At 73.4% G+C, this 13,927-nt stretch carries 10 protein-coding genes; 1 reads left to right on the plus strand and 9 read right to left on the minus strand.

What is annotated here, in order from left to right; translation table 11 throughout:
- Window positions 1-73 precede the first annotated feature (73 nt).
- The 4 genes from ACIO6U_RS08400 to ACIO6U_RS08415 all read right to left on the minus strand — a co-directional run bounded on the left by ACIO6U_RS08400 (window position 74) and on the right by ACIO6U_RS08415 (window position 8,888).
- Window positions 74-5,020 (minus strand): DNA repair ATPase, encoded by a 4,947-nt coding sequence (locus ACIO6U_RS08400; protein WP_401716646.1) that lies wholly within the window; start codon window positions 5,018-5,020, stop codon window positions 74-76.
- 11 nt (window positions 5,021-5,031) lie between these two features.
- The gene (locus tag ACIO6U_RS08405) at window positions 5,032-7,155 is read right to left on the minus strand and encodes an SPFH domain-containing protein (RefSeq protein ID WP_391042994.1); all 2,124 of its coding nucleotides are present in this window, start codon (window positions 7,153-7,155) and stop codon (window positions 5,032-5,034) included.
- Window positions 7,156-7,363: 208 nt separating this feature from the next.
- Window positions 7,364-8,086 (minus strand): hypothetical protein, encoded by a 723-nt coding sequence (locus tag ACIO6U_RS08410; RefSeq protein WP_355336396.1) that lies wholly within the window; start codon window positions 8,084-8,086, stop codon window positions 7,364-7,366.
- A gap of 256 nt (window positions 8,087-8,342) precedes the next feature.
- Entirely contained in the window at window positions 8,343-8,888 is a 546-nt protein-coding gene (locus tag ACIO6U_RS08415; protein WP_355336395.1) for a YceI family protein, read from the minus strand.
- Window positions 8,889-8,986: 98 nt separating this feature from the next.
- On the opposite strand from ACIO6U_RS08415, the gene ACIO6U_RS08420 reads away from it, so the two are divergent.
- Complete coding sequence (locus ACIO6U_RS08420; protein WP_355336394.1) at window positions 8,987-9,577, plus strand: MarR family transcriptional regulator; 591 nt, start codon at window positions 8,987-8,989, stop codon at window positions 9,575-9,577.
- A gap of 133 nt (window positions 9,578-9,710) precedes the next feature.
- Here the strand turns inward: ACIO6U_RS08420 and ACIO6U_RS08425 are convergent, their stop codons facing one another.
- The 5 genes from ACIO6U_RS08425 to ACIO6U_RS08445 all read right to left on the minus strand — a co-directional run bounded on the left by ACIO6U_RS08425 (window position 9,711) and on the right by ACIO6U_RS08445 (window position 13,678).
- Complete coding sequence (locus ACIO6U_RS08425; RefSeq protein ID WP_401716651.1) at window positions 9,711-10,817, minus strand: PucR family transcriptional regulator; 1,107 nt, start codon at window positions 10,815-10,817, stop codon at window positions 9,711-9,713.
- A gap of 199 nt (window positions 10,818-11,016) precedes the next feature.
- Complete coding sequence (gene tatA, locus ACIO6U_RS08430) at window positions 11,017-11,298, minus strand: Sec-independent protein translocase subunit TatA (protein WP_355336392.1); 282 nt, start codon at window positions 11,296-11,298, stop codon at window positions 11,017-11,019.
- A gap of 253 nt (window positions 11,299-11,551) precedes the next feature.
- Window positions 11,552-12,424: a hypothetical protein gene (locus ACIO6U_RS08435; protein ID WP_401716654.1), complete on the minus strand. Its 873-nt coding sequence runs from the start codon at window positions 12,422-12,424 to the stop codon at window positions 11,552-11,554.
- A gap of 146 nt (window positions 12,425-12,570) precedes the next feature.
- Window positions 12,571-13,080, minus strand: coding sequence for a SigE family RNA polymerase sigma factor (locus tag ACIO6U_RS08440; protein ID WP_355336390.1), 510 nt, complete (start codon window positions 13,078-13,080; stop codon window positions 12,571-12,573).
- A 91-nt stretch (window positions 13,081-13,171) separates the two neighbouring features.
- Complete coding sequence (locus ACIO6U_RS08445; protein WP_401716657.1) at window positions 13,172-13,678, minus strand: hypothetical protein; 507 nt, start codon at window positions 13,676-13,678, stop codon at window positions 13,172-13,174.
- Window positions 13,679-13,927 lie beyond the last annotated feature (249 nt).

Raw genomic sequence — 13,927 nt, forward strand, 5'->3', positions numbered from 1 at the left:
CGGCAGTATCCGGGGGGAGGGCCCCGGCGTCACCGGATTTGCCGCGTGGGCCGACGCGGCCGGCCGTGTCCCGCTACCCCACGGCCGTACCGCCCCCCGCGTAGGCGGACCTGATGGCGGACCACCGGGCCGCCTCGGCGGGGGTGAGGCGGTCGCGGAGGGCGGCGAGGTGGAGGAGGGCGGATTCGGCGCCGGAGGCGAGGGTCTGCGCCTCCGCGCGGTAGTGGTCGTCGATGACGGCCTCCAACTCGGCCTCGTTCATGGCGGGTTGGATACGGGCGGCGAGGCGGGACATCGTGCGGTAGGAGCCCTGGAGGAGGAACGGCGGCTCGGTGCGCGAGGCGTCGGTGCGGGCCGCGGACGCGATATAGGCGGCGTTGACGGCCAGCACGGTGGCGCGGGCGCGCAGCAGATGGCGCAGGACGGCCACGATGTCCTCGCGCTCGGCGGCCGGATAGGGGTGGGCGAGGTCGTCCGCGCGGGCGGTGGGGTCGTCCTCGGCGAGCCGGATGAGGAGTTCGAGGTCGCCGCGCTCGCGCCCGGCCAGCGGCGCGAGCGTCTCGTTGGCGGTGAGCGCGTTCTCCACGTAGCTCAGCGCGAAGAGCGCCTCCCTGCCGGTCAGGACGTCACCGAGGTTCCAGACGTCGGCGCGGTTGGCGAGCATGTCCGGGACGCGGAAGAGGCGGCCGGACTCGGTGTACGGGTTGCCCGCCATGCAGACCGCGAACCGCTTGCCCCGCAGGTCGTACGTGCCCGCCGCGCCCTCGACGCGGCGCTGCGCGTCGCACAGCGTGATGAATTTCTGAAGGAGCTCGGGCGAGGTGTGCTGGATGTCGTCCAGGTAGAGCAGCACGTTGGAGCCCAGCTCCAGCGCGAAGTTGATCTTCTCGACCTCGCGGCGCGAGGTGGCGTCGGGGGCGCGCTCGGGGTCGAGCGAGGTGACGCCGGTGCCGAGCGCGGGCCCGTCGATGGTCACCAGGGCGAGGCCGAGCCGGGCGGCCACGTACTGCACGAGCGAGGTCTTGCCGTAGCCGGGCGGCGACATCAGCATCAACAGGCCGCCGGACGGGCCGAATTGGCGGGCGAGGTTGTCGCCGATGAGCGGCAGCGACACCTCGTCGAGCAGCCGGTTGCGGACGAAGCCGGTCAACGGCCGCGGGCGGTAGGCGTCCAGGTCGAGGCGGTCGCGCTCGGCGGCCACCACGGAGGTGCGGTGCCGCTGGTAGGTGCGGTAGGCGGGGACGTCCTCGGCCCTGAACCGCCGTACGCGGGTGAGGGTTTCGTCCAGGCGTACGGCCATCCGCCGGGCGGTGATCCGGGGGTGGGTGCCCAGCAGCCCGGTCACGGTGGTGCCGACGGCGGCCTCGGAGGCGTAGACAGCGAGGTCGGGACCGCAGACGAACGCGGCGGCGGCCTCGGCGAGTTCACCGTCCGCGGTAGAGACGGAAGAGACGGAAGAGGCCGAAGACACCGAGGAGCTCGTGGCATGCGCGCCGAGCCAGCCCGTCACGAGCTGCCAGCGCGCGCCCAGGTCGTCGCCGAGCGCCCCGAGGTCGTCGAGGAACTCCTTGTACGGCACGCCCTGCGCGCCGCCGAGCGCGGAGACGAACCGCTCCCGCAGCGCCCGCGCCTCGGCGCCGCCGACGAAACCGGTCCGGTCGGCGGCCAGTTCGGCCACCAGGTAGTCGCCGACGGGCGTCCCCTCGCCCACCGCGCCGATCGGCCCGAGTCCGGCACGGGCGGCGAAGTCCCGTACGGCGAAGTCGAGTTCGGCGGCCAGCTCGGTCAGCGCGGGCACGGCGGCGGCGGAGTCCCCGAAGGCGGACGCGGCCCTGCTCAGCGAGCGGGCCCTGGTGGTCCAGGCCGGCCGGGCGGCCGGGGCGGCGCCATGGGTCCAGAAGAGCTGGGCCAGGGCGCGGTCGGCCGCGGGGTGGCGGAGCAGGCCCGCGGCCGTGTCCAGCTCGTGCAGCGCGGTCAGCAGCAGCGTCGCGTCGTGGTCGTGGACACCGCGCTCGTAACCCTCGTCGAGCCGGGCCGCGGCGGCCTCCTTGACCAGCGCGGGGATGTCGGTCAGAGCGCCGGGGGCGTCGAGCAGCAGGGTCGCGGCGAGGTATTCGGCGCGGTACAGGTCGGGCGACTCCGAGACGACCGGGCGGTCCCAGAAGCGGCGGGTGGCCGCGAAGGCGGGGTCGGCGACCGGCACGAGGTAGTCGGTGCCCGAGATGGTGAAGGCGAGGCCGTCCGCGTGCGGGACGAGGGCGAGTTCCAGCGGCTGGGTGTTGACGGCGAAGCGGTGGCGGCCGAGCCGGATCACCGTGCCGTCCGCGTCGTAGAGGTCGAGCCGGTCGCGCAGCGAGCGGCCCGCGTCCTGCCGGGCCGCGGCCAGTGCCGCCTCGGCCTCCGCGGCCCGCGCCGGGTCGCCGAGGTCCCGCAACTGCGCGGCGATCCGCCGGTGCTGGGCGGCCATCGGGTCGGACGCGAAGTAGGTGTTGACGTCGTCAAGGCTGGGCAGCGCGGCGGCGCGGCGGCGCACCCCGGCCAGGACACGCTCGGCGGAGGCCGCCAACCGCTGGGCCCGCTGGGCGCGTTCGTCGGCGAGCGCCTGCTTGCGGGCGGCGAAGGTCTGGTGGATCTCCTCGCGACGCTCGTCCAGGGCCGCGAGCCGGGTGTCGTCGGCGGCGAAGCGCGTGGTCAGGTTCTCGATCCTGACCAGCAGCCGGCCGAGCTGTTCCTCGCAGCTCTCCGGGGTGTCGGCGGCGGCCAGCGCCCCGCTGACGCTCTGCGCCAACAGCGCGCTCTCGGCGGCGAATTCGCCCTCGGACTCGGCGGCGGCCAGCTCCCTGCGGCGGCCGTCGAGCACGGCCCGCGCCTGGTTGACGGCGCCGAGCACGTCGGCGACGGCGGCCAGGATGCGGGTGCGGACGGTCGCGTCGTCGATCTCCAGGGTGCCGACGATCTCGGTGACGGTGGCGAGCCCGGTGGCCTGCTCGTCCAGGACGGCGGCGACCTCGGCCGCGTCCGCCGCGGCCCCGATGGCCTCGGCGTCGGCGGCGGTCGCGGCGACCCGGTCCCGGTAGCCGTCGAAGGCGTGCTCGTCGGCGAAGTACCCCGCCGCGCGGCGCGCGGCGTCCGCCAGGTCCTTGGCCAGGCTCGCGGTGAGCGCGTCCAGGCGCTCGGCGTCGACGTACCGCATCTCGCGCAGGGACATCAAGTGGCCCTGTGCGCGCCGCAGTTCGGTGAGCCGTTCGACCCACTCGTCCGCGGACTTCACGGCCTCGCCGCGCGCCTGCCGGACGAGGGCGGCGATACGGGCGGCGCTCTCGTCGACGGCGGTCGCGGCGCGCGCGGTCAGGTCGCGTACCCGCGCGTACTCGGCGAGCACCTGCCGTCCGGTGTCGCGGACCTGGGCCAGCGGCGCGACCAGGTCGCCGGAGGCCGCGTCTGTCGAAGCGGCGTCCTCCTCGATGTCGCCGAGCCAGTGGTAGCGGTCGAGCACCCGCTCGCACTCGCCGACCAGCGCCTCGTAGCCCGGCAGCGCGGGCGCGGCCTCCAGGGCCAGGGCGGTACGGGCCACCGACAGCGTGTCCGCGACGGCCCGCACCAGGTCCGGGTTGCCGATCCGCTCCAGCGGTCCGCCGCCGACCGGCTGCGCGGCGGCGTAGGCGTCGGACAGGAACGGCGTCTCCCAGCGCTGCACCATGTGCACCCGGGCCGCCTCGCCGCCGTCGGCCGGGCGCAGCGTCAGCAGCGTGCCGTCCTCGTAGAGCGCGGCGCCCTGGACGTGCAGCGGCGCCGCGGCCTCCTTGCGGATGAGGTTGTACGGCAGCAGCAGGCGGCGGCCGTCGGCGGCGAGGAAGACGTACAGCACGTCCTCGCCGTTCGCGGACCGCACGATCCGCTCGAACTCCAGCTCCTCCGGACCGGTTTCGTACGCGCGGGTGCCGCCGGTGGCGAGCGCGTAGCCGCCGGGGAAGACCACGCCCTGGTCGTCGGGGAGCCGCAGGCACGCCTGGCCGAGGGCGTCGAGCCGTTCGATCTCGCCGGTCCTGGTGTTGACCGCGAAGTGCCGGTCGGCGTTCTCGCGGTACGGCCGGACACGCAGCAGCACCAGCGGGCCGACGGTGGCGTAGGCGACGTCGGCGTCCGCGAGGGCCTGGAGCGCGTCCTCGACCGGCTCCTCGTACGACGCCTCGTCGGCGCCGATGGCGAGCGTGCCGCCGGAGGTGGCGACGGTGACGGTGCCGCCGTCGGCCGCGGTCAGCGCGAGGTGCGGGTCGCGCCCCGCCACCTGGTCCTCGCGGGTGACGGCCGCCCAGGTGACGGTGTAGACGCCGCCGTCGGAGTCGGCCCACTCCTCGCGCGCGGTCCCCTCGTACGCGCAGCTCCCGTCGGGCGCGACCCGCCAGCCGACCACGCGGACGTCGCCGACGCCGGGCCCGGTGCTGAAGACCGCGAGCAGCCGCCCCTCGGCGACGCGCAGCCGCAGCAGCCGCGTCTGCCGGTAGTAGCGGTACAGCTCGCCGAACTCCCGTACGAACACGGGGTCGTCGAGCAGCCCGGCGGGACCCGCGTCGCCGCCGCCCGCACCGCCCTCGCCGCCCGCACCGCCCTCGCCGCCCGCACTGCCCTGCCCGCCCCCACCGGCCTCGCCGACCGACGCCGCCGGGAGCGCCTGGAAGACGTCGCCGACCGAGGTGACCTCCGGCGGGTTCGAGGCGAAGAGCAGATACGGGCCGACGGCGGCCACGTCCGCCGCCTGCGCGGGGTGGGCGGTGCGCAGCCGCTCGGTGCCGTCCAGGCGCAGCTCGGTGGTGCCGAACACCTCCTGGCGACGGGAGTTGAGCGCCCCCGCCCGGTCCGCGAGCAGCCGCGCGGACGCGGTGAGCCGTGCGCGCAGCACCTCGTACGCGTCCCCGTCCAGCCCGCCCGCGGCTGACCCGCCCGCCGGGCGCGGCCCCCCTGAGGCCGCGCCCGGCGAACCCTCGGGTGCCGTGCCCCGCGACTCCTGCGCCCCGCTCACGCCCGGCCCCCTCACTTCTTGACGAGACCGTTGGCCGAGGAGGCCGCGGGCTGGGCGTCGGGCGCGGCACCGCGCAGAGCGCTCAGCGGCGCGTCGGCCAGGCCCAACGACCGTGCCTGGTCGAGGAGTTTGTTCAGCGAACCCGTTTGGGGACCGCCCTCGGCGATCAGGCGGCCGAGCACCGCGGAGACGGTGAGGTTGGCTACGTCACCGGACCCGAGCGAGGACAGCACGCGCGTGGCGTCCTCGGTGAAGCTGTTGCCCGAACCGTCGAGCCAGGTGCCCGCGAGCGTCTTGACGGTGTCGGAGTTCGCCACGAAGTTGTCGACGCTGCGCCCGGCCGAGACCGCGCCGAGCAGCTTGTCGAAGAAGACGCTGTCGCCGCCGACGATCTGGATGTCGGCGTGCTCCAGGCCGGTGGCCAGCACCGTCGCCTGCGCCTCCGCGATGGAGCGCTGCGTGTCGAGCCCGGCCATCCGGATGTCCTTCTCCGCGGCGAGCCGCAGCCGGTACTCCTCGTGGCCGCGCGAGGCGTCGTCGAGCGCCGCCATCGCGGCGGCCTTCTCCGTCAGGCCCTCGGCCTCCGCCTTCAGCTTCTCGCCGATCATCGCCGCGTCGGCCTTCGCCTGCGCGGTCGTGCCCTCGGCGTTGGCGAGCGCCAGCAGCCGCGAGCCCTCCGCCTCCGCCTTGAGCCGGGCCTCGGTGGCCTCGGCCTCGGCGTGACCGACCTTGGTGATCGCCTCCGCGCTGCGCTCGCGCACCTCGACGTCGGCGAGCCCGGCCGCCGCGGCCTCCGCCCGGATGCCCTCGGCCAGCCGGATCTTGGCGGCGGCGTCCAGCTCGGCGGCCTGCTTGCGGGCCTCGGCCATGGTCAGCGACTCGCGTGCCTTGTGGTGCGCGGCCTGCTCGGACGCCTCCGCCGCCTTGATGTCCTTGACGAGCTGCTCCTGCGCCTGCGCCTCCGCGGTGATGATGAGCGCCTGCCGCTCGCGCTCGGCCTCCTGCACCAGCCGCAGCGCCTTGATCGACTCCTCCTGCTCGGCCACCGTGCGGTCGACCGCGATCCGCTCCCGGATGACGTCGGCGACCTCGCGGCGCTCGGACTCGACCTCCTTCTCCTTGGAGATCCGGGACAGCTCCGTCTCCCGCTCGCGGGCGATGACTTCGAGGACGCGGTCCTTCTCGATCCGCTCGTTCTCCACGGCGATGACCCGCTCGCGGTTCTTCTGCGCGACCGCTATCTCGCGCTGCTGGTTCTCGCGCTGGACGCCGAGCACTTCCTCGGTGCGGATGAACGCGCCCTGCGCGCCCAGGCGTTCCTCCTCCTGCACGCGGGCGGTGGCCGCCTCTTCCTTGGCGCGCAGCGTCTCGACCTCGCGGCGCTGCTTGATCTCGGCCTCGGCCTGACGGCGTTCGAGCTCCAGGATGGTCTCGCGCGCGTCGACGTTCTGCCGGGTGATCTCCTTCTGCTCGGTGCGCTGGAACTCGTTGGTGCGCACGTGCTCGATCGCCGTCAGCTCGGTGATCTTCCGGATGCCCTGCGCGTCCAGGATGTTGGCCGGGTCGAGCTGCGTCATCGGGGTCTGCTCGAGGAAGTCGATCGCGCAGTCTTCCAGGTGGTAACCGTTGAGGTCGGTGCCGATGACCTGGATGATCCGGTCGCGGAAGTTCTCGCGGTGGGTGTAGAGGTCGACGAAGTCGAGCTGCTTGCCGACGGTCTTCAGCGCCTCGGAGAACTTCGCGTTGAACAGCGTCTGCAACGTCCCCTGGTGGCTGGCCCGTTCGGTGCCGATCGCCTGCGCGACCTTGATCACGTCCTCCTTCGTCTTGTTGACGCGGACGAAGAAGGTCAGGTGGATGTCGGCGCGGATGTTGTCCTGGCAGATCAGGCCCTCGCGGCCGGTCCGCTGGATCTCGATGGTCTTCACCGAGATGTCCATCTGCTCGGACTTGTGCAGGACGGGCAGCACGACGGCGCCGGTGAAGGTGACGTCGACATGCTTCGCCTTGGAGATGATCAACGCCTGGCCCTGGGCGACTTTTCGGAACAGCCGGCTCACGGTGAACAGCGTTCCGAGGGCGATGAGCAGAAGCACTCCGAAGAGCACGCCGATTCCGATGGCGGTGGCATCCATGGCAGATCCTCAGGTTCTACGGGTCTGGTGGTGCGGGGACGATGTGCCGCCGTACGGCGGGTTGGTGCCGCGCGGCGAGGCGGACCGGCCGGAGTGGTCCGGCCGGCGGGGACGTTCAGTGGGGGTGCGGACGGGCGGGCGCGGCGAGGCGTCGCGGCCCCGAGGCGGTGAAGCCTTCGGGCGTCGCGGCCTTCAGGGGTTGAACCGCTCAGACCGTCGCGGGGCCGATGCGTTCGTAAGGGTCGAACGGCGCGACCCAGAAGAACTCGCCGTCGGGCTCGTACGCGTAGATCAGCGCGGTGCTGCCCGCCGCGTACCTGTCCTCGCCGCTCTGCCGGACCTGGACCACCGCGGTGGAGCCGTCCGGCGAGGTGACCTCGGCCTGGCCGAAGGCGCCGGTGACGCGTCCGGTGCGGATCACGCAGGGCTGCCCGACGAAGTCCTCGCGTGAGGGCGGGCGTTCGTGCGGGAAGAGCCGTCGCAGCGGGCGGACCAGCACCCAGGTCAGCGACCAGGAGCCGATCACGGCGCCGCACAGGACGGCGAAGGACAGCAGCGTGCGCACCAGGCCCGGCGGGCCGGCGCCGTCGAGCGCCGCGGAGCCGGCCAGGCTCAGGAACCAGGCGAGCGCGGTGAGCAGCGAGAAGACGACGGTGACGGGCACGCCGTCCAGTCCCGTGGCGGCCAGCAGGCCGCCGAGTCCGCCGTGGCCCTCGTGGCCGCCGTCCGGGGCGTCGTGCGCGTGCGCGTCGAGTCCGCCGTGACCGCCGTGTCCGGCGCCCCCGAAGTCGGCGTCGGGGCCGTGGTGTCCGGGTCCGTTGGCATCGGCCCCCCCGAGGAGCACAACGAGCCAGAAGCAGACCACGACCACCAGGGCCCCGCCGAACAGGACGGTCGGAAAGCCGAGAACGATGCTGGTGAACTCCCCCATCCCCAACACCTCCCCCCTGTGCGGCTCTCCCCCGCCCCGCGATGATTGTCGCAGTCCGGGAACCTTTGTCGCATTGCCGGTTCCCGGCAGTCTTCACCGCGTCTACACGTCCTGAACCGACCGCAACCGAAACGGCTCCGGCCGCCGTCCGCGCGGAGTGACCCGTACGGAGGGCGGCCGGAGCCGTGGAATACGCCGCGCGAAGGCGGGAGAACGCGTGATCTGCCGTGCCGTGGCAGGACGGGGCGCGGGGGCCTCAGCCCTGGGCGGCCTCGATCTCCAGCGCGATGCGGATCTTGTCGCTGACGGCCGCGCCGGCGGCGCCGCCGGTCACGCCGAAGTCGCTGCGGCTGATCTCGGTGGCGGCCGAGAAACCGGCGATGGCGTGGCCCTGGGGGGCCGTGCCGAAGCCGTTCAGTTCGAGCTGGAGGGTGACGGTCTTGGTGACGCCGTGCAGCGTCAGGTCGCCGTCGACCTCGAACAGCTCGGAGGTCTTGGGGCGGATCGCGGTGGAGGTGAAGGTCAGCTCCGGGAACTTCTCCACGTCCAGGAAGTCCGCGCTGCGGACGTGGTTGTCGCGCATCTCGTTGTTGGTGCTCACCGAGGTGGTCTTGATCACCGCGGAGACCTTCGAGTCCACCGGGTTCTCGGCGGTCTCGATGGTGCCCTCGAAGCTGTCGAAGCTGCCGCGGACCTTGGAGACACCGAGGTGACGGACGTAGAAGGAGACATCGGAGTGGACCGCGTCGATCGTCCACTTGCCGGCGACGTAGCCGTCGATCACTTCGGTCTGGGAGGACATGTGGGGCTCCTTGAGCGGTGAACCGGGGTATTTGGTTGAGCGCTCACCCACCATAACGCCATGGTGTTGAGAGTTCAACCACCCGTATGCTGGTCGGCATGGACGATGTGCGCTGGCTGAGCGACGACGAGCAGGAGATCTGGCGTGCGTATATGACCGCGAGCGTGGAGTTCTCGGCGTATATCGACCGCCAGCTCCGCCGCGAGTCCGGCATGCCCATGGCCTACTACGAGATTCTGGTGCGGCTCTCGGAGGCGTCCGGGCGCAGCCTGCGGATGAGCGAGCTGGCGGAAGCCTCGCAGTCCTCGCGCAGCCGCCTCTCGCACGCGGTGTCCGCGCTGGAGAAACAGGGCTGGGTGGTACGCAGCCCCGCCGACTGCGACCGGCGCGGCTGGGTGGCGACGCTCACCGACGCCGGGTTCGCCGCGCTGGAAGCGGCGGCCCCCGGGCATGTGACGGCCGTCCGCGAGCACCTTTTCGACGTCCTGACCCCCGAGCAGCTGGCCACGCTGCGCGACGCGGGCCGGGCGATCAGCGCCGGGCTCAAGACGGAGTGCGAGGAGGCCCGCTCGGAGGAGGACCGGAGCTGCCCGACGCAGGAGGCGGAAGCCGCCGAAGTGGCCGCCGCCCGCGCCGCCGGAGCGGCCGCGATACCCACCGGCGCGACACCGCCCCCGCCGGCCGCGTAGCCCCGGCCGCCGCGTCGGCACACCAGCCACGTCAGCGCACCCGCCGAACCGTCCCGCCCGCCCGCCGCGTGGGCAGGACCCTGGCTCGGGCGCGCCCGTCCACGTCAGCGCACGCGCCGCGTCGGCGCGCGGCTCACAGCGGTTTGGTCGGCCAGTCCAGCAGCCTCGCGCCCATCGCGGCCGTCTCCAGGGTGTAGCGCTGCAAGGCGTCGTCCGGGTCGAAGCCGGTCACGGCGGCGATACGTTCCAGCCGGTAGGACAGCGCGCGCACGCTCAGGTCGAGCCGCCGGGCGGCCTCGGCGTTCACGTACCCGGCGGCGGCGTACGCGGTGATCGTCTCCAGCAGCGGCAGCGCCCCGCCGCGCGCCTCCTCCAGCGGGCCGAGCACCGTCTTGACCAGGTCGAGCATCGCCGCGCGGTCGCGCATGAGCACCGGGAAGACCAGCAGGTCGGCCGCGTTGAGCACGGTCGCCTCCAGGCCGAGCCGGTCGGCGAGGTCCAGGGCGCTGAGCGCTTCCTCGTACGAGCGGACCACGCCGGAGGCGCCGCTGTGCGAGCGCCCGACGGCGGTCCTGGGCGCGGCGACGGTCTTCACGAAGGCGTCGAGCACCTGGCGCTGCGTGCCGGGCACGACGCAGACCATCCGGCCGTCCTTGGGCGCGACCAGCGCGTCGTGGTCGCCGAAGCGGCCCGCCAGTTCGCGCTCGACCCGGCGGAGCGCGGGGTGCGTCTCGTCGTAGGGCCCGTCCTCGGGCGCCGCGGCGACGGCCACGACGTGCTGGCCCGCGAGCCGCAGTCCGAAGCCCTCGGCCTGTTCCGCGAGGCGGCCGGGGTCGCTGCGGCCGTAGAGCAGGTCGTCGACGAAGGCGCGGCGGGCGAGGGCCGCGCGGCGTACCGAGTGCCGCTGCGCCCGGCTGTGGCCCTCGGCGAGGGCGGCGACACCGGTCTCCAGGGCGGCCAGGACGGCGGCGCCGACCTGCCGCAGCTCGGCGGTGCTCCTGGCGTCCGCCACGCCGGGCAGTACGGGCCAGGTCTCGCGGACGGCGGTGAGGTGGGTGCCGATCAGCGACGGCAGGGCTATGCCGGAGTCCGCGGCCTGCTCGCCCAGCGCGCGGCGGCTCTCGCGCTCGGCGCGGCTGAGCGGGCGGCAACTGCGGGATACCTCGGCGAGCGTTTCGGGAAAACCGGTCAGAAACTCCGGCGGTACGGCTTCCGCGGCGCTGCCCGTACCCGTGGTCACCCCTGGCCCCCCGTCACTCCACCGGATCCGGCCTTCCGGTTCCTGGACATCAGGAACGTATCAAGGCTGCCGGATCCCGGAAACGGGGGGCGGGGGCAGGCCGCGTCCCAGCGGCGTCCGGCGGGGGGCCGACGGGCGCTTCGCGGTGATTCGGCCGGATACCCGGCGGACGCGGCGGTGAACGCCGCGCGCGGGGCGGCTACTTGGCCGTGGTCGTCGGCTGCGGAGTCGGGGTCGTCTCGCTCGCGGTCACGACGTCGCTCGGGGTGATGGCCTCGGGCGCCGGGGTGGCGGTGGCGGTCGGCTCGGGGCTCGCGGGCCCCGTGTCGTCGCTCTTCATCGCCTTCGCCTCGGACTTGAGGATGCGCATCGACTTACCGAGTCCGCGGGCCGCCTCCGGCAGCTTCTTGGAACCGAACAGCACGATGACGACGATCGCCACCACGATCAGGTGCCACGGCTCCAGCCCGTTTCGCAACATGGAGATCCTCGCTTCTTTCAGGGGGCCAACTGTGCCGAATACTTCAGCTTCGACTGTCGCATTGTCACCCGAAAGCCGTCGCCGACGGCACCCGGGTACTCAAAGCATGCGCAAAAAGCTTGTGAACGGGAAGCCCCCCTTCCCCCGGTCCGGTCGGCGGCGGACCGGAGGAGGGGGCGGGGGGAAGGCCCTGCGAGGCACCGGGGGACGGGCCGGTGGACGTGCCGGGGGGACGTCCGGGCCGGGGGCGGTGTCAGCCGCCGTACGTGCCCGCCAGGCGGGCGGACGCCTTGTCCTTCGCCGACGGGTCCGTGGCCGCGTTGTCCCAGGTCGCCTTGTCCGGGTCGGGCAGCGCGTCGATCACCCGCTGCCAGCGCGGGTCGGTGACGATCTTGGCGAGCTGGGCCGAGCTGAGCGGCGGATTCGGACGTGAGATCGGGGCGTCCTTCTCGTCCCTGGAATTCCACTCGCTCAGGCTGATCACGGCGCCGGAGGGTGTGACGAGGGTCGCGTACCACTCCTTGGTCTCGGCCCGGTGGTCGGAGTATTCGAAGCCCTTGGAGATCGTCAGCGTGCCGCCGTGCACGTGCGTCGACGTGCACGAGGTGTCCGGGTCCTGCGAGGGGAAGTCCGGGCACGACGGCACCGCCTCGCCCAATCCGATGCCGAGCGTCACCAGCCCCTTGTTGAAGACGACCGCCGCCAGCGGAATGCCCTCCTCGGTGCCGCGGCTGGGCCAGGTGGACTTCGTGACATGACCCTTGGGCAGCGTCGCCAGGAACAGGTCCATCACCTGCTTGGCCGTCATCGCGGGCCTGGCCGGCTTCGCCGCGGAACTCGCCTTGTCCGAGGCCGCGGACGACACCGCGGGCTTGGTGGGCGCCGACGCGACCCCGCTGCCCCCGTCGCCCTTGGCCAGGCCGCCGACCAGCGCGCCGCCCACCCCGACCAGGGCGAAGGCCGCGACGCCCGCGGTGATCGCGGCCGTACGCCTGCGGCGCAGTCTGCGGCCGTGCGCGTGCCCCTCCGCGACCAGGCCGCGGGAGTCGTCCGGCTGGAACGTGTCGGCGGTGCGGCGCAGCGCGTCGCCCAGCTCGTCTTCGAATTCGATCGGTTCGATGGGCATGGCGGAACCACCGTCTCGGTTTGGTGTGTACGGATGCGGTCTACGTGGGGGGGACGGCCACGGGTGCGGCCGGTTGGTCTGTCTGTCGTTCGTTCGGTCGGTCGTTCGGCGGCTATCGGTTGCGGGGGGGGCTCAGCCGACGCGGCTCAGCGGGCGATGAGATCGGCGAGGCTGCCGCCGAGGTCCGCCCTGAGCCGGGCGAGCGCGCGTACCGTGCGGGTCCTTATGGCTCCCGGTGTGGAGCGCAGGGCCTCGGCGGTCTCCTCGATGCTGCGGTCCTCCCAGTACCGCAGCACCAGGACCGCCCGGTCCTTCGGCGAGAGCCGGCCGAGCGCGTCGAGCAGCGTGATCCTGAGCGTCGCGTCGTCGCCGTGCCGCGTGGGGCTGTCCGGCAGCTCCGCGCTCGGGCGTTCCTTGCTGCTGCGCCGCCGCTGGTGGGTCAGGAAGGCGCGGACCAGAACCGTCTGGGCGTACGCGGCCGGATTCCCCACCTTCGCCATCCGGCCCCAGACGACGAACATCCGGCCCAGCGTCTCCTGGACCAGGTCCTCCGCCAGGTGCGTGTCGCCGCTGGCGAGCAGACAGGCCGACCGGTACAGGTGGCTCGCGCGGACCGCCGCGAACTCCAGATACGCCGCCGTCTCCCCCTCTCGCATCCCGCTCCCCTTCCCCCGTCCGACCCTTCACCTCTTCGACGCGGCGGGGGACGGGGAATGTTACGGGGCGCCCGGGGACATCTCCGGGCCGTTACGCGGCTGCCGCCACACCGTCCCGGTCCAGCGGCTTCGCGGCCTCGCGGGTGCCCTCGCGGGCGGCCTCGCGGGCCGGGTTCCGGGTGGGGAAGACCAGCAGGCGCAGCGTCGCGAAGCGGGCGATGCCCGCCAGGGCGGAGGCCCCCAGGTACACGGCCTGCGCCAGCAGGGCGCCCGGGTGCGGGTGCGCGTGGTCCAGCGTCAGGACGGCCGCCGTCGTGAACAGGTATGCCCCGAGCAGCGTCAGCGCCGACTTGCTGTGCACCCGCCACCCCGCCCATCCGCCTTCGGCGGACCTGAACGTGATCCGGTGGTGCAGCTCCGTCGCCAGCAGCGTCGACACCACGGTGACCACCGCGTTCACCAACGCGAACGGGGCGTGGCCCGCCGCCGCCACCAGCACGGCGCTCGACAGCAGGCCGACGCCTCCGCCGCACACCACGAATTTCCCGAACGCCGCCGCCTTCGCTGCCGCTCTCTCCCCGCCCACCGTCTTCTCCATGCCCCCACCCTCCCCCCGCCCACTGACACGCCGCCCACACCCCACTGACACGCTCCCGCTGTGGGCCCCCGATCTTTCCCGGCCCGCGCCCCCGGACGACACCCTTTTTCTGAGGACGGCCCCCGATCCTTCCCAGCCCGCGCCTCCGGACAGCGCCCTTTGCCCAGGGCGGCACGCCGATCTTTTGAGGGGCGCGGGGAACTGCGCGACAAGCCCCCACCGGGCTGCCAGCCCGAAAACAACCGCATC

The organism is Streptomyces sp. NPDC087422, assembly GCF_044744145.1.
GTDB lineage: Bacteria > Actinomycetota > Actinomycetes > Streptomycetales > Streptomycetaceae > Actinacidiphila.